We start from the raw sequence: 21,398 nt of genomic DNA, 5'->3' as shown, positions 1-21,398 counted from the left end.
TGTATTAAATTAAATTCGATCCTTCTTACTCTACAGATACTTTGCAATAAAAATAAGTTTTTAATACACAATCATTAAAAAAAGTCCGTTAAGGAATTAACAATAGTGTTTCCGAAAATATATTAAGATATAAATATAGAAATTTATATTTAAAGGTTCATCAACTTGATAGAAAATGTTATCCCTTCACTTACAAGGGAGACTCACATGAAATTGTTTAACGCCATATGTGATGGGCGTAATTATTATTGTCTCTATAAAAGTGCGTATGTACAAAAGAACATTTTTTAAAAGAGTCGTGTGTCTAATAAAGACAGACGGCATTTTTGTGTTTAACATAATGGTTCTATATCAAATGTTGTCGTTATCACACAATTTGAATAAAAAAAGTGCACGATATCAACCAATTCTTTATACTTAATTGACCAGGAACAAGAAAAGAATGGGGATATGGATTTTTAGAGTATATAAACAATCTAATAAAAGTAATGAAACGGAACGCTTTCAAGCGAAAATATTATTAACACATAAGTATAAAAAATTGGTGTTCACATTAGGTAAGGGTGAAGCAAAATTCACTTCACCCCAACATTTGACGTTGAACCATTTTTTCGGAGCGACCCGAACCTATTTTTTATATCCTTCTTGTCTTAGCTTCTATTCTTTCTAATTTCTTTTTGAATTTTGCGTAGTGCTTTTTTTGAACCACGCTCGATATCATGCTGCATTTTTCGCGTATGATGTTCGATAAATAGTGTATCCAAATCATATCCTTCTGGGTATAAATCTACCGCCGGTATGTCTAAGGAAAGCCGCTTAACATTTACTTCGATAAATTCCCCATTATGAAATACGATTACATTATAGAAATTATTCATTTCTTCATATACAATTCCGTAATCGTCATAATCTAATAATTTCACACGATCCCCTTTTTTATATTCATACTTCACACTCGATTTCTCATTGGAAGTCTTTGGTTTCCTTATTTTAGACTCGTTTACAGGCTCCAACGTATATTCTTTATTTTCCATATAATATTTTGCTCTCTGTAATACATTTTCTCGCACATTCATTTTTCTAGAAATCCAAAGGGCATTACTTTCTCCTGATTTTCCGATTATTAGCTTATACATTGGTTCCAATGTTTCACTATTAAATTTCATTGCAGCATTCATAAAATCAGGATGTATCTCTGAAAAACGTTTTATTTCACCATAATGAGTCGTCGCCACAGTTATACATCCCATGTGGTAAAATTCTTCTAAAATCGAAATCGCAAGTGCCGCACCTTCATTTGGCTCCGTACCGCTTCCTATTTCATCAAATAATAAAAGTGTATTATTATTGGATACCCTCATAATTTCTGAAATGTTTTTCATATGTGATGAAAATGTGCTTAGTGCATTTTCAATACTCTGGTTATCACCTATATCCGCAAAGATATTCTCAAATACGGCAATCTCGGTTTCCTTGTCTGCAATAATGTGAAAACCCGACATTACTGCCAATGTTATTAATCCAATTGTTTTCAGTACAATTGTTTTCCCGCCAGCATTTGGTCCTGTAATAATCAAGCTACGATAGTCTTTCCCAATTTCAAAATCAAGTGGCACAACCTCTCCTGTTAATAAGGGATGTTTGCATTGGACTAATTTAATATAGCCAAAATCATTCAGTTTGGGCTCTATTCCGTCGATATGTTTGCTGAATTTTGCTTTGGCAAATACCATATCATATTGGCTAATAAGCTCGATATTTATCTTTATCGCGTGAAGATTTTCTAAGATCATTCCTGTTAAAGTGGCTATTATTTGATATTCTTCTATGGCCTCTTCCGATTTTAGAGTTGCAAGCTCTCCATGTAATTTTGTAACTGTGTTTGGCTCAATAAAGACTGTGGAACCTTTGGAAGAAACTTCGACGATTGTCCCTGATACCTGATTTTTATAAGAAGCTTTTATCGGAATCGTATACCGATCGTCTTTCTTCGCAATAAAAAATTCTTGAATGTATTTCTTGTTGGCACTACTATTAATAAATTTGTTTAATCGTTCTTTAATTTTCGCTTCAAGGGATTCAATATTATTTCGTATTCGCTTTAGTTCTTTACTTGCTCCTGAATCAACTTTATTTCCTTTAATTGAAAAATTAATTTCTTCTTCCACTGATAGAAATTCCGTCATTGAATTCGCATAGGAAGCAAGCACAGGGGCAAAGAATTCCTTATTTAACATAAACTTTTTAATTCTTCTACATCCTCTTAAAAAGTCCGATATACTAACCAACTGACTTGGCTCAAGCATCAGACCTTTTTCGAGTTTTTGAATAATGCTTTGAATATTAGATATTCCCAAAAACGGTACATGGCCTTCAGCATCTATTATCGCCCGTGCCTCCGTTGTTTCATTCAAACGGTTTTTTACTACCTCTATGTCTGAACTTGGTTCTAGATCATCTAACAATTGTTTTCCCAATCCACTTACACAATACGATTTAACAATTTGTTTTAATTCGTGATATTGTAGCTTTTCATATGTTGTTTGATTCATTTTATACGCTCCTCACTATGATCAATTTATTATCATACATGAAGATACCGACCGATTAGATTTCAATGAAACACTTAAAAATATGCATAAAAAAGCTGCGGGGATACCGCAGCTTCCTTTACATTTAAAAGGCATGTGTAATAGACATATACAATGAAATAAGCCATCAAACATAGCTAACTCTTCATCATTACACGCTTCATAAAGTATTGTAGGTATCTTCATAGGTATTGAAATAAATCCATGACAAAATTAAAGGGAGTGAAATCTATAAAAGTCCCTATTTGTCATCCAATTTATTTCATTAAATTTTTTCCTATTTAGAACCTACAACACTCACAAAAGCACCTCATATCATTATTTATTTTTATTCATTGAAATCTAATTAACAGTTATTATACTATGCTTTATTAAAAAAGGAAAGCTGATATGTATTAGTAAATTTGGTTTCTTAGGCTTCTCTAATTAACTCAATCTCTTGCGGAATTGTAAGACATTCCGAAATCAACTCCACTTCTCTCCAATCTTATGACTAAGAAGAAATACCGGGATGAAAAGAACGGCGACGACAAATGAAGCTGCAATAGTATTCATCGTTAACATACCTGCTTTAGCGAAGTGGTAGAAAAACAAAATATTATAAGGGATAACCAATAATATTGATGTCCACACCCCTGGGGTGTAGCACCTTAGAAATAGTGACTGTAATGGATGCGTAAAAATATTTAAGGCAAAAATCAGATTTAATCCTAAAAATAAAAAATAATGCTCTGTAACTGCGGCTACTAAAATCAAAGCAGAACATGGAATGGAAAGGACAAAAACAACAACAGCAAACTGTGCAGCTGTAATATCTTGAAACTTCTCAATTTCCTTTTGTGCAAACAAAGGGATTCTTTTTCTAACCCGAGGATATGTTCTCTTCATCCATCTCTCAACCGTTATGATTTCCTCTAAATTGTGGAGCATGAAGATGATGATAAAAGCCAGAATTAATAGATTAGTATTCATACGCTTCTCTCCGATCTACATTTATATTGTTCAGTCAATTATTCCAAACCTCCATTACTTCACACAATCATATTAACATAATTTTCAGTCAAAACACATCACACGATTTATTTATATTTGCAGACCACATATTTTCAATCTAAAAAAACTATTTACCTTTCTTCCCACTGTCTAACAAAGATTCCTTTCACAGCAGAAATATCTCCTCCTTCTTGAACTACCTCGTGGTTTAATAGAGATTACTGTATTCTGTACTTTAATTATTTGAGTCATTTATTCACCCATTTTCTATAAAATTATAAAAGCAGAAGTTACCGTGAATTGGCAAGCTTCTGCTTTTCTTAGTTGTATTCAAATACTAATAAGCTATCAATGTTGTGGTTGATAGAATTTTAGTTTTAGAAGATTTTGTCATTATTATCCCCTAATTGCAATTCTAATAATAGAATTATATCATAAAACAATATCCTTCCTTTCAATACTAACAAGTTACTCATCACTAATATAAAAAATAGGAAGCCACTCTTTTGGTAGACTTCCTATTCGTAAATTAACTCCTTCAAATCTTATTTAATTATATCCTGTACAATATATTTGTATAACCTATTCTCAACCGGCTTCTCCATAATCATATTCATATGAACTACAGGGATCTTTTTACCTTTTTTATCTAGCATAGTATCCTGTTCAATAGTTTCTTTATCTGGAGTTGCCTTTCCAAGATAGTAAAAATTACTTCCCTCATCGTCATCCTTTTTGATAAAGATATGAATGTCAATGTTTCTTTCTTCAGCATGAATAATTTTTTGAACTTCTTCTGACTGTAATGTTCTATTGCTTCTTGTATACCATTTCAACGTTTCCGGGTTAATGAATTCATCACCATAGTCTACACTCGATTCGACTTCGTCATCTTTATGATATGTTACAAAGATTGGACATGTATCATGTTTTGGCTTGTAACCATACATTGTCGAGCTCTCATCACTATCCCAATTAAGAAGTTTACATGCATCTTTTCTCGAATATTTCTCATATAAAGTCAAGGCTTGACTGCAGTCATACTTAGTACTGTTCTCAAAACCACTTGATAAAATATCATTTATTAAATGCAGGAAATATTTATTTGATTGAAGGCTCTTTATGATTGATTTATTAAATGAGTATTTATTATCTTCTCCAAATAAGATAATTGGTTGTTGTCCATACTTTTTCTTATCAGACTGAGTAAAAAATGATAAGTCAAAAATTCTAAGCATGGATTCTATTGTTTTCTCATCAGTTGAGCATCCCTCCTCTACTAAAAAATTAATAAATTCTTTTTCATCTACTTTACCTTTCTCTATTAGCAGTTTTAGAAGAATAAGTTCGTGTTTACGTTTACCATTTAAAAGCTCAATTGATAACATAGTTAAAACTTTTTCTTCATAAAAATTTATATTAGGCACTTCTTCATTCATCTTCATTAGAAACTGATAGTAATTTTTATATTTATCTACTATTACTATCGGATCAATAGAATGGTTCCTAATAAAATCAATTAAACCAGGCACTCTTCCTAAACGGTTTTTAAGCTCGATATATGCTTCTCTTAAAACTTTTACTGCAGTAAGATTGCTACTGTTAATTGATTTAAAAATCTGCTTTCTAGCCACTTCTTCAAAATTAACAGTTGATACCCCTTTAATATAGCTAGTTTCTGAAGTGTGCCTTCTAATATTATCTTTGTTCTGTGACTTATCCCCAGATAAAGCTATTGGGATTAAGTAGTTGTTTTTGTAGTTACCAATAAAATCAATAATCGTAACAAAATCTTTTGATTTATGTTTTCTGAGTCCTCGCCCTAATTGTTGAATAAATATGATACTAGATTGAGTCTGCCTCAACATAACAACTTGATTTACACTAGGTATATCAATACCTTCATTAAATATATCAACTGTTAAGATATAGTCTAACGCACCATTTTCTATTCTTGAAACCTGCCACATTCTTTCCTCTTGAGAATTGTCGCCTGTTAGAGCAATAGTACGAAGTCCCTTCTCATTTAGAGCATGTGATAGCTTGACTGCCTCTTCTTTTCGGCTACAAAACATCAAGCCCTTTACTTGTGTACCCGAATATCCATAATAATTAATCTTATCTAGGATATGTTTTACCCTTTCTTCAGTTACCAATTTAGAAAGAATGGTAGTATCGTCAATTAATTCACCCTCATATTCAAAATCCGAAACTCCGAAATAATGGAATGGACAAAGCATGTCCTCCTCCAACGCTTCCTGCAATCGAATTTCATAGGCTATATTATAGTCAAATAGCTCATAAATATTAAAATCATCAGTTCTTTCAGGAGTAGCAGTCATACCCATTAAGAATTTTGGGGTAAAATAATCAATTACTTTAAGATAAGAACTTGCACCCGCTTTGTGGACCTCATCGATCAGAATATAATCAAATTCGTCCGGATTAAAACTTTCCAGGTTCTCTCTTTTAGATATAGATTGGATAGTGGCAAATAAATATCTAGCATCGGTTTGCTTACTGGAACCAGATAAGATTCCAAAATCTTTTTCTAGTCCTCCCAATATACGTTTAAAATCAGATTTTGCTTGATTAAGAATCTGTTCTCTATGAACAATAAATAACATTTTCTTAGGGGCAAACCGTCTTACATCAAAAGCTGACAAGTATGTTTTACCTGTACCAGTTGACGAAATTACCAATCCTTTATCAAACCCTTTAGCTCTCACACCAGCAATTTGTTTTAAAGCAGCCTGTTGCATCTTATTCGGTTTTATCCTCATTGCATCTTCTAAAAAGTTTTGATTATAGCCTACAGGAAAATCAATAACTTTCTCTGCAGTTTTAAAATCTATAGATTTATATTTTTCCTCGTAGCCCATAATCCAATTTTCATTTAAAGGGATACTATCCACCCATATTTTTTCAAATTGGTCTTTAAAATGTTGAACTAATTCACCATTTTCATGTGATGTGAGCTTAACATTCCATTCATGATTAACTTTTAAAGCTTGTGCAGTAAGGTTTGAGCTTCCAACAATTAAAGAATAATAATTCTCTCTTTCAAATATGTAGCCTTTTGAATGAAAGCCCTCAACATTTGCTAACCTTACTTCAACATTTGTAATTTTTAAGAGTTCTTTAAATATCTTTGGCTGATTAAAATTTAAGAATGTTGAAGTTAAAATCCTACCTGTGATTCCTCTTCTATTTAAATCTAGTAAATGTGACTTAAGGGTAGCAAGACCACTTTCAGTAATAAACGCTACAGAAAACAGAAAACTCCTGCAGTTCTCTAGTTCTTCTATAATTGAGGCTAATACATACTCATTTCCTTTTTGATTATTGATTAATAGTTTTGGTGAGAATCTCCCGTAATTACTTATTTGCTTATCAATGAACCCTTTATGTAATGCTAATTTTAAATCCTTTATAAATTGCTCCATGGACCTTTCCCCACCCTAAAAATTTATTTCTATGTATTTTCAATATCTATTTAGTGAAATTTCTAGAAATTATAGCTTGACAGTTTTTTGATAGCTGGTATATCAGCCGGTGCCCAGTCTAATGATGGAAGTTCATTTGGTTTCAACCACTCTATATTTACGTGTTCTGTTAAAATTGGAGTTCCTTCCTCGAGGCTACAAATATATGTAGTTAGATGAACAATTCCAAAATCATATTCATACCTTGTATATTCAACTTTATCCTTCACTCGAATTTTACAATTCATTTCTTCTTCTATTTCTCTACGTAAAGCATCTTTTGGTAATTCCCCTTTTTCAATCTTTCCACCTGGAAACTCCCATTTGTAAGGTAAAGATTTATTAGGTCCACGCTGAGCACATAAAATTTTTCCGTCTTTTGTAATTACTGCACCAACTACATGTATATCTTTTTTCATTTTCTCCTCCTAAGGAAAAGTATTTTCTTTATTTGAATAATACTTTAAATATATAGAATCCAGATCTACATTGTCCAGATCTATATATATCTTCAACCCTTAACAGCTTATTACAAAATTGATATCTGGTACTTAACACAATTCTTTTTGAAACTTGTTTAGATCTTCTATCAAATATCATAGTGCAATCCATCTCTTCATCGGCTACACCACCTACTTGACGCTATTTTAGGATAAGTACATTCAAATATCAAACAATCCATAAAATACTACTGAATTATATGCGAAAAATGTCAGGCAAACAAAAAATTCTATTTTATCCCTTGTGGTAGAATCTTAATAACAACTAGATAGGATAGAGGGCGGTTGGCTATCCGATTTAAGTAACCGGGAGTATGGATGAATACACATGAAGAAATTAGATTGATAATGCAATTTAGCTTAACTTTCACTTCAGGTTTAACACTCATTAGTTCTATTCCCTCTTCCTAAACAAAAAGAAATAACCGCCCCAACTAAACAGCGATTACTTCTTTATCAATATAAATAACTAGCTAGTAAACTGCTCCATGTCCTACCATATAAGTAAGACATTAATTACGACCATCAATTTCCTCAACACACTATAAATTTATACCTCCCCCTAATGAAACAACCCAGACTCCTTCCCCTTCTCCTTTACCTTACTCGTGTATTTATCAATAGGACCTTTTAATAGCCCTCCTAAGATAAGAGCCAACAATCCAAAGACAACTAACAATAATACATCATGCAAAACCTTCTCCCATATAATCCCCCCAACCGCTTCCCGCATAAGTGAAATTGCATAGGTAAAGGGTAGGAACGGATTAATGACTTGGAAGAATTTAGGTAAAAGCACCACTGGATAGGTACCACCTGCTCCAGCAATTTGCAGCACTAATAATACAATGGCAAGTGCCTTTCCAACATCACCAAAAACGGAAACCAATGTATAGACGATCATGACAAATATTAAGCTGCACAACAGACCAAATAACACAAACCAGAATGGTTCTGCTATCCTTACATTTAGAATAAACATGTCTCCTAACGTCACAATCAACGTCTGGAATAAACCAATTGTTAGAAAGGTAAGCATTCTTCCTACATAAACTTGTTTTTCGGTATAGGACAATTCTGACCGGTGAACATCAGTTGAGAGTAAGGAAATTAATAATAAGCCTCCGACCCATATCGCAAGTACTGTATAGAACGGTGTCATGCCAGTACCATAATTAGGAATTGGAAAAACCTTATTTTCATTAAGCACAACAGGTTCTTCAAAGAAACCTTTTTCTGCAATAGGGTCATGTCGTAGTATGTTAATCAATTCACCTAGACTCATTTCACCTTGAATATCTCTTATACGATTTGCGAGTTGATTTACTTTTTCATTTACATAGGGAAATTCTCCCATAACATTTTTAAGCATTTTCTTACCAGAAGAAAGATTATCACTGGTCCTATTTAGAATACCTTGAACTTCTGGAATAGCGGATTGTACATCAGCTAATATTCCTCTTGCACTTGTGAGAGTATCTTTTGCCTTTGCTACTTCATTCCTAACTGTAGGTTCAATTGTTTCCTTATATTCCTTTACGAATGCATTGACTCTCTCATTTACCTTAGCAGAACGATCTTTAATACTGGAAAATAGTTGATCAACTTCTGCCTGCTTTGCCTCCAAGTAGGAATTAACACTGTTAACCTGATCACTAAGCTTTTCTAAACTCTGCCTGATAGCCTGTACCTCACTTAAGGCACGGTTTATTGTTTCATCATTTCCTTCCTGTGTTTCTTGAAGCTGATGAAGTGCATTTTCAATTACAGTGATGGACTGTAGTGCATCGTTTATTTGTCCTGTAACATTGCTTCCAACAGGATTTCCCTCTGTTATATCAACGTCTGCAGAATTAATGCTGTTAATAAAATCATTAACCCTTTTTGTCATCGTTTGAATCTTGTTTAAATCCTCATCAACTTTAGGAGATATCTTATTTAATCTAGATTCTGCTTCATTTAAGAAACTCGTTGTCTGGTCAATAATCTCGATTCCATTCGCAGTCGCGTTTTTCACTTCAGGTATTAGTCCCTTTGCCCTTTTCAGCATATTATCTGCATGATTGGCATCTTCTGATGTTTCATTTAGGATGTTATTTATTTCTGGCAACCTGTCCTGTAATGTAAAGATATAGTTCTCAAATCTTTCAATATCTGGTCGTTTCTCTCCTATTTCAATTCCAATTTTATTAAAAATATCAAAAATGATTCCATTAACAGTCGAGACAAATTTTCTAGTAATTTGGTCGACAATCACACTTGCACCTTTGTCTGTAATTTTTGGTGCAATGGCATTTATTTTTTCGTTTACATAGTACTCTACTTGTGCTTTCTCAGGTTTGTTGCTCATAACCGTACCTAATTTTTCCGAGAAGTTCTTCGGAATAACAATAACAGCATAATACTCCCCATATTCTAATCGGTCCATTGCCTTACTACGATTAACAAACTGCCAACCAAGTGTCTTATTTTTCTTTAATTCGGCAACCAAATCTCTTCCCACATTAATTTTCTCGTCTCTTACTGTAGCTCCTTCATCCTCATTCACCACTCCGATTGGAATCTGTTCTGTTTGGCCATATGGATCCCACGATGCATTGATATTTAACCATGCATAAAGGGATGGTAATAATATCAGTCCTCCAATAATAATGATAGCAACCCAGTTAGTAATAATATTTTTTATATCATGGATAAAAATCTGAATACTGTTTTTCATCTTTATCATCCTTATCAATTACACTCTTGAAAATTAGCTTTCTAATCATTTAGGTTGTCCAAAATTTTCTATATCATCAAGGAAGGATTAATAAAAGATTTTAAACTGGCACATAGCCAAACGATTTCCCAAATTCAAGTTACACCAAAGGAAAAGCAAATCAAAAAGCAGCCCAAATTACAACTAAATGGGCTGCCATACGGAGATATTATTTCCAATGTTTATTGTCGCTTTTTCGTTTTCTTATTATTATATTTTTCATTAGCGGTTAATGGCTCATTCGCAAATTCATGGTCGAATTGCTTCGAGAGCTTTTTGCGTACAGCTTGTTCATCACTAAAACCACCAGAACTCAGCTTCTTCTTACTCATGGATTAACACCTCCAAGCTTAGTTTCTTCATTTTGGAGGCAAATATGTTGATTTGTTCGTGAAGTAACTTGGCAGAAATGAATAAAGAGTAACCCGTAAAATCTGGATTACTCTTTTAAATGGTTGTCATTATCTTTAGTATTCTTAGTTTAATTAGTTTTAAAAATCAACTCATTTACAGTAGAACTGTTATCTTCCCTTTGCCTATTTTTTGTGAAAAATTCTTCTTCTAATCCAGTTAAAATAGTTAGAAATCCTTGGTTTATCCTTAGTTCATCCATAATTTCAGTAACAGTATAAAACTCCTTATCAAAAAGTAATTGTAGTATACTTTTTACTTTGGACGGGCGTTCAATTGGGATTCTATTATCTAATGGTTCAACTTGTTTATATCCTTTTTTATTAACCAACATATAAAAGTAACGGTATTGCTGATAATCAATAATTCCTAACTTAAAAGCCCTTGCTGCCATTGCTTGTAACGATACTAGCCACTTTTCCTTTAATTCAATATATGCATCTGGATTCGATTTTTTCCCTATATTTTCACAGTCTAAAGAAAATTGATATTCTGGTAACAAAAACTCAGATGCAAACTGATTTGCCTCATCTTCTAGGGCTCGATAATCTTTTTTATCTTGAATAGAAAACTCTACTTTATAATGTAAAAGTAAGTGCCCCAGTTCATGTGCTAAATCAAAATTTCTTCTCACTGCAGATTTTTTTACAGTTCCTAACACAATATAAGCCCTATTGTCTTCACTCCATAAGCTATAAGCATCAATTGAATCACCAATTTCTTTTTCAAAAACAAAAGCACCTGCTCTTTCCAATAAAAATAAAAAGTTATTATTGGAATTGCTATCCATGCCTATTTTTTTACGAGAATAATCGGCCACATGCTTTATTAGACTATCTTTATTCATATCAGGATTTTGCTTTAAATAATTTATCGTATAATTTCTTAATTCTAGGAGGATATTCATTGGGTAACTAATTCTAGTTTCCACTTTCTTCAAAAAAGAATCAATAAATCTAATATGCATTGACTCACTTTGAGTTTTTTGTAGTGAATTAATAGTACTTGAACGATAAGCAATATTTTCAATAAGTATATTATCCTTGTTATATGAACTCAATATGTCATCGTGGTAGAAATAACTTGATTTAACATTAAAGATAACTTTTAAACGATTAACCACTTCTAGCTTTGGTGATACATAACCATTTTCATATTGCCAAATAGCCTGTTCAGTAACTCCAATTCTATCTGCCAACTGTTTTCTGCTTAACCCATGAAGTATTCTAATGTTGGTCAAGCTATTGCCTTTGAACACAGGCTATACCTCCTTATATAACTAACCTTCTTTTTTAGTAATCTCCTCATTTATACCAATATCAAATTTGTACGCATCCATATTATTGTTAATATCATCACTATTTATTAGTACTTCTCTTAATTCATCATCAATTTGAACCATGTTTGAGGCATTAATGTATTTTGTTAAGTCATCAATTAGATAAGCTTTATTATCTTTTGGGTTCGGCATAAATAAAGATATATTGGATATTAATTGGCTCTCATCGATTGCATAAACAACAATATAAAAGCGATCAAATTCACTTTTTATCTTTCCAATATCATAATGATCTTGTTCATTTAAGAATCCTTCCTCTAATAATTCTAATTGAATAGATCTATTCGCCCTTTCAGTTGGAATACTTTTGAAATCAATATTGGAATTTATTCGCATCAAATCTTCCATATAAGACATCTTATTCTTACTTGCTTTCCCTAATGCATCTTTTCCTCTACTAACCTGTTCTTTATTAAAATATCTAGCGTTTTTTACAATAAACAGTATTTTATTTTCATGATGTTGAAATTGAAGATATTGCCAGGTCAGGCCTGCTTTAGCTAATTTACTCTCTACACCGAATAATTTACATGCCTTTGAAACTTGATCATCAATATGATTTCCTTTAACCCATGCATATGCACCGCTAACCTTCATACTTCTTGACTTTTCTCTTCTTACTTCAAGGTATTCACGATATCCATCCATTAAACCATCAACAATTCTTTGATTGAGTTCTGTCGTTAATTTAAAGTCTGTCATCCAATTACCCCCTTAATATAAACAACATCATTGTACTTAATACAATTCTATTAAAGAAAATATGATTTGTACATATTTTTATTAAAGTTTCTAGATATACTTGCATCCATTAATAGGAAGGGCTAATGCTATATCTATTTTTATTTGCTTTTAAACACTTTTTAAAACAACATTCACTTTACTGCATATACTCTGAAATAGTAAAATTTCCCAATCGAAGAAGTTGATACTATCCCTGCTTTGCAGATGTATTCGTTTATCTATGAAACCGAGGAAAGTGTTTTTAACTTTATAAATTAGAAAAAAGAGCAACCGATTAAAAAATATCGATTGCTCTTATAATTATTCTTCATCCCCACCGCGATAGCGCTTATACGGTAATGGATTCCACGTACGGTAAGCTATCTCTTCTTTTCGTAATGCGACAGGAATATCCTCTAAAATTTGTTTCGCTACTTCTAGCTCACGTTCTGCTTCAGCTTTATCTTGGTACATAAACTCATCCGATGCCTTTTCCAGGGCATTATCTACCTTCTGCTCCAGGTTTTCCACGACCATTTGTTGCTGACTACGGATGGATTCACGTGCTTCGGCAACCCATTGTGGCTGAACATTACGTAGATTATCAGTAACATAGCTGAATTCCTCAAATATACCTTTATATACAAGATCGGCATTATTCCGAACATCAGTAATTACCGCTTCTAAATCCTCAATGGAAAGCTGTTCCACTTCAAGTGGGCTTCTACGCTTCGGTCCGCCAATACCAGTATTTTCTAAGTAATAAGGGAAAATACTCTTAATGGTTTTTCCAACTGGATTAATTGCAAGACCATTCTCATCCACACCCTTAGGCTGAACCCCTTGCATTGCAATACGGGCGGATTCTGGGCGTACAATCTCTTTAGGTGGTAGCACACCATAGCGTAATAATTCTCGGATTCCTGTGCCTGAAATATTAATTCGATATTTCGCATCATGTGGACAGGTTTGTTCTGTTGCAGGGTTATCACAACGGGTACAATAGAAGACCTCATGGAATAAACGAATATCAATTCCTAATTCATCTGGCGTAAATTCATCAAAAATAGAGTGACTGGCATATTTGTCGTAATAATCCCCAATACCAGCATGATCTCGGCCAATTAACGCATGGGTACATCCATAGTTTTTCATAATTAATGCATGAAGAACAGCCTCACGAGGACCTGCAAAGATATAGGTAACCCGTAAAGGTGCAAGCATAGTTCTATCCTTTGGATAATACTCCTCAAGCACGGCCCGATAGGAAAGCATACGGAACTCGTGTCGTGTATATTCACGTTTAGCCATTTCAACCAATGGCTGAACAAAAAGACCGTCCAACTCTTCTAAAGCGTTCCGATGAATATACTCATGGCCTCTGTGTAATGGATTAGCTCCAGTGATAAATCCTCCAACTGACTTGAATTTCTTCTCCTCATAAAACATCCTCCAGGTATCTTTCGGTTCCATTCGGATGCTTTCAAATGGTCCCCAATGTACACGCCGAACTAATGTAATTGGCCCAGCTAGAGCTGTATCTCCCATTCTCCGGTATATCGCATCAACACCAGGATGGTCACGGTCAGTCGTTCCGAAGACATGCTGTGCACGAAATTCACGATCATAATAGAAAATATCCTCTAGCTTTAAGATTGCTACCGGTTCCCTTGTTTCGTCAGCTAAGGCAACCTCATCGCCTACCGACAAACCTTGGATAATCTGCTTATTGCGATCACCAATCGGTGCAAAGCTTAATGGTACAGGCCATACGACACCATTTGATAGACGTCCTTCTGTCAAAACTGATTTATAGTCCTTCTCATTCATAAAGCCTTCATTCGGAGATAAGACACCTGTTGCAATCATTTCAAGTGTAATAACTGCCTCTAGATCAACCATAATCATTGGCAGCTGCTTTGCTCGCTCCATAGCTTCTTCACGTTCCTTACCAGTTAGAACACGATTTACCAGTTTCCCACCATGTGGCTGCTGTGGATAGCTTGCAAATTTTTCTTCTGTTAACATCATTGTATCTTGACTCAATTCTACTTCTCCTCCTCATATTCTCTTTCTATAAATCTATTTGTAAGAACAAGCTTACATTCATCAATTCCTTGAAATGGAAAAGCAGCTGTACCAATAAATAGTAACAGCCCTTTCCCAAATCGAAATACCTATCCATATGAAACGAAACGTATCACATATCCGATTTATTCGTTATACCCTGTATTTGCTCTTACCTTTACCTTTGCATAGCGTTCGAAATCATGTTCCTTAGAGAATATCGTCCCTAAGTATCCACCTAAAAATCCTAATGGCACACTGACAAGTGCTGGGTTATCAAGTGGGAAAATTGGATTTCCAACAAATAGAGCAGCTCCTTCTACAGGTGAAAATACACTAGGACTCATGGAAACGAGAATTAATGCTGATCCAAGACCTGATATAACCGCCCAAACTGCCCCGCTTGTATTAAAACGCTTCCAATACACGGTGTACAGGATAACAGGTAAGTTCGCGCTTGCTGCGATACAGAATGCCAGTGATACGAGGAAGGCAACATTTAAGTATTGTGCCCCTAGTGATAGGATGATGGAAAATACCGACACACCTAGCGCTGCATAACGTGCTGCTAGCATTTGTTGCTTTTCGGTTGCTTTTCCTTTTTTAATTATTTCCCCATAAACATCATGAGCAAATGCAGAAGCTCCTGATAATACAAGCCCTGCTACAACCGCAAGAATCGTGGCAAATGCTACTGCTGAAATAAAGGCGAACAGAATGTTTCCTCCAATAGCTTCGGCTAGTAACGGAGCCGCCATATTACCACCAGGGTTTGCAGCTAAAATTTCACTCTGTCCCACGTAAATCGCTGCCCCAAAACCAAGGAATAGGGTTAAGATATAAAATATCCCAATCGTCCAAGTAGCTGTGATAACAGAGCTTCTTGCAGTTTTAGCATCTTTAACAGTAAAGAAACGCATTAAGATATGAGGTAACCCTGCTGTTCCAAGTACAAGTGCTAGCATTAAGGATATTGTTCCAAGTGGATCCTTATACTTAATTCCCGGATTTAAATAATCTGCTCCATGACTTGTTGCTGTTTTTACTTCTGTAAACATAGCTGAGATATTAAAGTTAAATTTCATGAGGACAATAAATGAAATGATTACCATTCCCGCCATTAAAAGTACTGCTTTCGTAATCTGAACCCAGCTTGTTGCTATCATACCACCAAATAATACGTAAATTGTCATCATGACTCCAACGATTAAAACAGCAACCCAATAAGGGATATCAAATAATAGTTGAATCAGTGCTCCTGCACCTACGAGCTGGGCAATCATGTAAAATAATACGATTGTAATCGTGCTTAGTGCAGCAACACCTCTTACTTTTTTCGCATCAAAGCGAGAATTAATCATATCTGCAAGTGTGTATTTCCCTAAATTACGTAGTGGCTCTGCTACTAATAAAAGCACAACTAAGTAAGCAATAAGGAAACCAATACTATAGAAAAACCCATCAAATCCTTGTAAGGCAATTGCCCCAGCAATTCCAAGAAAGGATGCAGCAGATAAATAATCACCTGCTATCGCAAGTCCATTCTGCCAGCCTGTCAGCCCACCACCAGCTGTGTAGAAATCACCTGTTGACTTCGTACGTTTTGCTGCATAGTACGTAATGACTAGGGTAAGTGCAACAATCGCTAAGAAAAGGATAACGACAATTGGATCCATTAGGCCTTACCTCCCTTGTGAATTTGCTCTTCAATAATTTGTTCAGCCTCTTTATCAAAGGAAGCTGCCTTTTTTACATAAATTGTGCAAATCACCCATGTCATAATAAACTGAGCAATTGCAAATACCCAAGCCCATGAAATATCACCAAAGAAAGGGGTATTTAAAAATTTACCGTAGGATGTTGAAATTGGCAGTAAGAAATAAAAAACGAGGAAGAATATTGTCAGTGGTACAATAAACTTCTTTTTCCTATTCATAAACTGTTTAAACTGTGGACTGCTTTCAATCTTCACATAGTCCACACCCTTTTTCCCCCGGTCATCCACTAATTTAGGTTGTGCCATACATTCATCCTCCCAATTACCAAAATTGTAAGCGCTTACTGATAATTATAATAATTTTGGACATTCATAATATAATGTCAGTATAAATGGTTGAATAATGTGGTTGAATGGTTTTATTTTGGTTGTAAATGGTTGTGAAAATGATTCTATAGCTATCGAGGGACATCTTTTAGTCGTGTTCACCTCCTAAATGTCTGCAATATCGTCTTACTTGCAGACCTACTCACTGGTATTTTTGTATTTTCCTTATCCTTCAACGTTATATTACTAGTACCATTAAACCATGGGGTAATTTCTAAAATGTGGTTCAAATTGACTAAATAGCTTCGGTGAGCACGAAAAAACATATCTCCAGACAATTTATCCTCCAGCTCTTGTAATGTCATTCTGCTCATAATAACCTTATCTTCTGTATGAATTTCCAATAATCGATTACTTGGTACAGCATAATAAATAGATTCCGGTGACAGGACCACCATTCGTTCCCCATCGTCAACTAATAGTTTGGAGGTGGTAGGCTTTAGTATTACTTCCTTGCCTTGTCTACCATTCGCTCTACTAGTCAAAATTTTTCTTATCCGTTTCATTGTCTTTCGAAAACGGATTTCATCATATGGCTTCAATAAATAATCTACCGCTTCAATTTCAAAGGCATCCAAGGCATACTCATCATATGCAGTCGTAAAGACAAATAATGGTGAATGACCAGCTGACAAATCGGAGATATATTTTGCCGCTTCTACCCCAGTTACGCCTGGCATCTCTACATCGAGAAAAATAACATCTGGTTGATGCTCGGTATATAATTCAATTAACTGTTCCCCTGCTTCTGCATGTGGTAAAAGAATAATATCCTTCTCTTCCTTTAATAAATATAACAGCTCTTTTCTTGCCATTATTTCATCTTCCGCAATCATTATCCGAATTTTCACCCTACCACCTCGCTTCTATTATAATTTGAAATGGGAATGGAAAAGCTCACCTCACTACCACCATTTGGTAGATTACAGATGTGAAGTCTTGCAGATTCACCTATTAATCTAATTAATCGCTGATTAACATTATAAAGACCAATCCCCCCATTTTGGTTATCTACTAATGGTTTATGACTTACTAGGGGTAAAATATGCGTAGGAAAGCCACAGCCATTATCCCGCACATATACTGTAATAATACCATCTACTCTCTCTATCTTGATTTCCACTTTAGCTTCATCCGATACATCCTTTAGTCCATGCTGAACCGAATTTTCAATTAGAGGCTGAATCGTAGCAGGTGGAATATAGGTATGTGAAACATCATCTGGCTTTTTAAAATTTATATGTAATCGTCCTTGAAATCTTGCTTGAATGATCGAGGTATAGGCTTGGACATGCTCACATTCCTTCTCCAGCTCCACCAATGATTTTGATACTAGTCTTAAGTTAAACCGCATATAACTCGCTAGCTGCAAAGTAATATGGCGCGCATTTTGTGGATCCTCCCGAAACAATGCCGCGATAAGCTGTAAGGTATTAAACAAAAAGTGTGGGTTAATTTGTGCTTGTAAATTTCTTAATTCCGCATCACGAATATGTGCTTTCATTATTTCAGTTGTCATTACATTGAGCTGATTTGAAATGAAATGCCCAAGTCCTTCAGCCATCATTAATTCAACCGGCGAAATATGCTGTGGCTTTCGAAAATAAAAAGTGATAACACTTGTCACCTCGTCCGATTCCATAATCGGAATTATTATGGCTGCTTCTAAGGGACATTTTTCATGATGACACTGTATATCTGCCTTTACGTATGTTACCTGCATCTCTTTTGATTCAATTGCTTTTTTCATAATGGGGGCAGTAATGGAATCTCCTGCTTGGTGATGCTTATCACCTAAACCTTTGTGTGCTAAAACCTCATTTCGATTTGTAATCGATACTGCTGCAAGCTTTAGACGATCATATAATAAAGTAGCTAGCCCGTTCGCTACTTCTTTACTAGAATCTTTTTTCAAAAAAGGGAGGGCTTCTTCCGCTATCGTTAATGCTTGTCTTGTTGCTAATGCTGCCTCATTTTCTTGTTCGCGCATTACAATCCCAATCATCGCTGTAAAAATAGCTATAGCAATACTGTTTGAGAGCACTAGTGGTAGTCCAATTTTGTCTACTAAATGCACCATTTCTCCACCATCAGTATACAAAATAAGGAGTAGCTGCATTTGTAGGACCGGTGGAAATACCCCAATAAATAATGCCTTTAATGGAGATATAACCCGCTCATTAGAAAAAAAGCGCGCCGTTAATCCAGCAAGTAACCCTGTCAAAGGATTAACTAAGCCATTCGCAAGCCCACCAATGCCACCAAGAAACATGAGATGCACACCAGCAATGAGTCCAGCAACTAGACCAACAATTGGTCCACCTAGTAAACCTGCAATAACAATCGCAACTAGACTTGAGCTTACAATTAGTTGATTACTATCTACAGGAAAAATAACAAATCCGTGAATGATCTCGGCTTCTTCTGTAATGATAATCCCAGTAACAGTACTAGCAATTCCAAAAACCCCAAACACGAAGGCATGAACAAGAGACATTCTAATACTGTATTCACGATATAATAAGGACTTGAACCCCGGAGTGCGCGTCATCACAAATGCAATAACGAGAAGTAAACCTAACCGTTCAAATAAAATGATCGTTAAATCCTTCACGGTTCTCCTCTCCTTGATGCAATACCTGTTTGTGATCGAATAAAAAATCGTTTAAATTCCTCATTGGATTGCCGTTGTTTTTTTGAAAAAACAGTGCCAAGATATGCACCTAAAAATCCGATTGGAATGGCAATAATCCCAGGATTTTGAATCGGAATTATTGCTTCCCTTGCAATCCAGCCACCATCTGGATTCATAATATGCGGTCCAAGTATCACAAGTAGAAGGGAGGCGACTAGACCGCTCACCATTCCTGTGATGGCACCCATTTGTGTGAAGCGCTTCCAATATATCGTGAGAACTAGAATCGGAAAATTACTTGCAGCTGCAACAATAAATGTCATTGATACGAGAAATGTTACATTGATGGTTTCTAATCGTAGCGCAAATAGGGTAGAAATTAAGCCAATTCCTAAAGCTGTCCATCTCGCTGCTCGTAATTGTTCTTTTTCTGTTGACTTACCTCTCTTCAAAATATGGTGAAAAATATCATGGGAAAAGGCCGTTGTTGCTGATATTACAAGACCAGCCACTACCGCTACAATGGTCGTAAAAGCAATAGCTGAAACAAATGCTAGTAGAAAGTCACCACCAACCTCTTTTGCAAGTAAAGGGGCGGCAAGATTACCTGTCGGGTCATTAGCAATTAAGGTTTGGTAACCAAGTAATGCGACTGTTCCAAGACCAAGTACAAGTGTCATTAAATAAAATAATCCGATAATCCAGGTGGAACTAATAAGGGAACGCCGAACCTCTAACGTATTCCGAACGGTAAACAACCGCATTAAAATATGTGGTAAACCTGCTGTACCAAGTACAAGGGCTAGCTGTAGTGAAAAAAACTCGATTGGATTACCAAAAAGATGCCCTGGTAGAAAAAAAGCATCTCCTAATGGCGTTAATTCCTTTACTCGCTCAACTAGAAAAGGTACATTCCAATTAAAATTAGAAAAAACGATTAATGAAAGTAAAAATGTACCAGACATTAGCACAACCGTCTTTACAATTTGAACCCAAGAAGTGGCAACCATACCACCAAATACAACATAAATAGTCATTAATCCTCCAATAATAATCACAGAAATGGAGTAATCAATATTTAATAATAAACGAAGTAAAAAGCCAGAAGCGACAAGCTGTGGAATCATATAAAGAATGGAAATAGCAAAAGCGCCAAATGCCATTATCCAGCGCATTTTATTACTTGGAAACCGTGAACAAATAACATCTCCAAGGGAATATTTACCAAGGCGATGGACAGGCTCAGCAACTAAATATAGGACAACTAAATAAGATACTAAAAATCCAATCGAATATAAAAAACCATCATAACCATTAATCGCTATCATGCCGACGATACCTAGGAATGATGCTGCACTTATAAAATCACCAGCTATCGCCATCCCGTTCTGAAAGCCTGTCAAACTACCAGAAGCTACATAAAATCGATTAGTTGTATTACTGCGCTTTGCTGCCCAATAGGTAATAATTAATGTACAAACGATGATACATATGAAGAACAAAAAATATGTGAGGTTCACGGTAATTCCTCCTGGATAGTTTCTTCCATTCGTCTATCAAACTGTTTTGCTTTGACATGATAAAGCCAGACCATGAACCAAACAAATGGCAGTTGTAAAAATGCATACAGCCAGGCCCAAGTAACTCCAGTAACAAAGCTTTTTTTATTCATGAAGTCAGGATAAAAAATTAGCGATAAAGGGAGCATAAAATAAAATAAAAAGATTATCGCTAGATTCGGAATCAACAATCTTTTTTTTCGTCGAATTAACTCCAGTACACGCTCATCCAC

15 protein-coding genes are annotated in these 21,398 nt (G+C 34.9%); all 15 read right to left on the bottom strand.

Annotation, left to right across the window (positions count from 1 at the left end):
- Window positions 1–650 precede the first annotated feature (650 nt).
- On the bottom strand, window positions 651–2,552 hold the full coding sequence (locus tag HNR27_RS04540) for an endonuclease MutS2 (RefSeq protein WP_212919056.1): 1,902 nt from the start codon (window positions 2,550–2,552) through the stop codon (window positions 651–653).
- Between the two features lie 504 nt (window positions 2,553–3,056).
- Window positions 3,057–3,563 (bottom strand): HXXEE domain-containing protein, encoded by a 507-nt coding sequence (locus HNR27_RS04535; protein ID WP_212919055.1) that lies wholly within the window; start codon window positions 3,561–3,563, stop codon window positions 3,057–3,059.
- A 566-nt stretch (window positions 3,564–4,129) separates the two neighbouring features.
- Complete coding sequence (locus HNR27_RS04530) at window positions 4,130–7,030, bottom strand: DEAD/DEAH box helicase (protein ID WP_429338913.1); 2,901 nt, start codon at window positions 7,028–7,030, stop codon at window positions 4,130–4,132.
- 62 nt (window positions 7,031–7,092) lie between these two features.
- Window positions 7,093–7,488, bottom strand: coding sequence for a (deoxy)nucleoside triphosphate pyrophosphohydrolase (locus HNR27_RS04525; protein WP_212919053.1), 396 nt, complete (start codon window positions 7,486–7,488; stop codon window positions 7,093–7,095).
- Window positions 7,489–8,131: 643 nt separating this feature from the next.
- Window positions 8,132–10,288: a YhgE/Pip domain-containing protein gene (locus tag HNR27_RS04520; RefSeq protein WP_212919052.1), complete on the bottom strand. Its 2,157-nt coding sequence runs from the start codon at window positions 10,286–10,288 to the stop codon at window positions 8,132–8,134.
- A gap of 221 nt (window positions 10,289–10,509) precedes the next feature.
- Entirely contained in the window at window positions 10,510–10,659 is a 150-nt protein-coding gene (gene sspO, locus HNR27_RS04515) for a small acid-soluble spore protein SspO (RefSeq protein WP_212919051.1), read from the bottom strand.
- Between the two features lie 149 nt (window positions 10,660–10,808).
- Window positions 10,809–11,996: a spr1629 family repressor/antitoxin gene (locus tag HNR27_RS04510; RefSeq protein ID WP_212919050.1), complete on the bottom strand. Its 1,188-nt coding sequence runs from the start codon at window positions 11,994–11,996 to the stop codon at window positions 10,809–10,811.
- A gap of 21 nt (window positions 11,997–12,017) precedes the next feature.
- Window positions 12,018–12,779: a spr1630 family ClpXP-sensitive toxin gene (locus tag HNR27_RS04505; protein ID WP_212919049.1), complete on the bottom strand. Its 762-nt coding sequence runs from the start codon at window positions 12,777–12,779 to the stop codon at window positions 12,018–12,020.
- 342 nt (window positions 12,780–13,121) lie between these two features.
- A complete protein-coding gene (locus HNR27_RS04500; RefSeq protein ID WP_212919048.1) occupies window positions 13,122–14,846 on the bottom strand; it encodes a sulfate adenylyltransferase in 1,725 nt (574 codons plus the stop codon).
- A 167-nt stretch (window positions 14,847–15,013) separates the two neighbouring features.
- Window positions 15,014–16,543 carry a solute symporter family protein gene (locus HNR27_RS04495; RefSeq protein WP_212919047.1) on the bottom strand — a complete coding sequence of 510 codons (1,530 nt, stop codon included), beginning with the start codon at window positions 16,541–16,543 and terminating at the stop codon, window positions 15,014–15,016.
- Window positions 16,543–16,890, bottom strand: a complete 348-nt coding sequence (locus HNR27_RS04490) for a DUF485 domain-containing protein (RefSeq protein ID WP_212919046.1) — start codon at window positions 16,888–16,890, stop codon at window positions 16,543–16,545. Before HNR27_RS04490 ends, HNR27_RS04495 begins: the two co-directional genes overlap by 1 nt.
- 179 nt (window positions 16,891–17,069) lie before the next feature.
- On the bottom strand, window positions 17,070–17,822 hold the full coding sequence (locus HNR27_RS04485; protein WP_212919045.1) for a LytR/AlgR family response regulator transcription factor: 753 nt from the start codon (window positions 17,820–17,822) through the stop codon (window positions 17,070–17,072).
- On the bottom strand, window positions 17,819–19,585 hold the full coding sequence (locus tag HNR27_RS04480; RefSeq protein ID WP_429338912.1) for a LytS/YhcK type 5TM receptor domain-containing protein: 1,767 nt from the start codon (window positions 19,583–19,585) through the stop codon (window positions 17,819–17,821). The genes HNR27_RS04485 and HNR27_RS04480 overlap by 4 nt, the downstream gene beginning before the upstream one ends.
- Window positions 19,582–21,126, bottom strand: a complete 1,545-nt coding sequence (locus tag HNR27_RS04475) for a solute symporter family protein (RefSeq protein WP_429338911.1) — start codon at window positions 21,124–21,126, stop codon at window positions 19,582–19,584. Before HNR27_RS04475 ends, HNR27_RS04480 begins: the two co-directional genes overlap by 4 nt.
- Window positions 21,123–21,398: a DUF485 domain-containing protein gene (locus HNR27_RS04470; protein WP_212919042.1), complete on the bottom strand. Its 276-nt coding sequence runs from the start codon at window positions 21,396–21,398 to the stop codon at window positions 21,123–21,125. Before HNR27_RS04470 ends, HNR27_RS04475 begins: the two co-directional genes overlap by 4 nt.

It is taken from the genome of Ornithinibacillus bavariensis (genome assembly GCF_050433565.1).
Lineage (GTDB): Bacteria > Bacillota > Bacilli > Bacillales > Amphibacillaceae > Ornithinibacillus > Ornithinibacillus bavariensis.
The sequence above is the reverse complement of the archived record's forward strand: the minus strand, read 5'-3'. Positions and strand labels throughout refer to the sequence as shown.

Excerpts from the sequence above, each read along its gene's own strand:
- HNR27_RS04540 (WP_212919056.1), bottom strand. The coding sequence starts at position 2,552 with ATGAATCAAACAACATATGAAAAGCTACAATATCACGAATTAAAACAA.
- HNR27_RS04535 (WP_212919055.1), bottom strand. The coding sequence starts at position 3,563 with ATGAATACTAATCTATTAATTCTGGCTTTTATCATCATCTTCATGCTC.
- HNR27_RS04530 (WP_429338913.1), bottom strand. The coding sequence starts at position 7,030 with ATGGAGCAATTTATAAAGGATTTAAAATTAGCATTACATAAAGGGTTC.
- HNR27_RS04525 (WP_212919053.1), bottom strand. The coding sequence starts at position 7,488 with ATGAAAAAAGATATACATGTAGTTGGTGCAGTAATTACAAAAGACGGA.
- HNR27_RS04520 (WP_212919052.1), bottom strand. The coding sequence starts at position 10,288 with ATGAAAAACAGTATTCAGATTTTTATCCATGATATAAAAAATATTATT.
- sspO (WP_212919051.1), bottom strand. The coding sequence starts at position 10,659 with ATGAGTAAGAAGAAGCTGAGTTCTGGTGGTTTTAGTGATGAACAAGCT.
- HNR27_RS04505 (WP_212919049.1), bottom strand. The coding sequence starts at position 12,779 with ATGACAGACTTTAAATTAACGACAGAACTCAATCAAAGAATTGTTGAT.
- HNR27_RS04495 (WP_212919047.1), bottom strand. The coding sequence starts at position 16,543 with ATGGATCCAATTGTCGTTATCCTTTTCTTAGCGATTGTTGCACTTACC.
- HNR27_RS04490 (WP_212919046.1), bottom strand. The coding sequence starts at position 16,890 with ATGGCACAACCTAAATTAGTGGATGACCGGGGGAAAAAGGGTGTGGAC.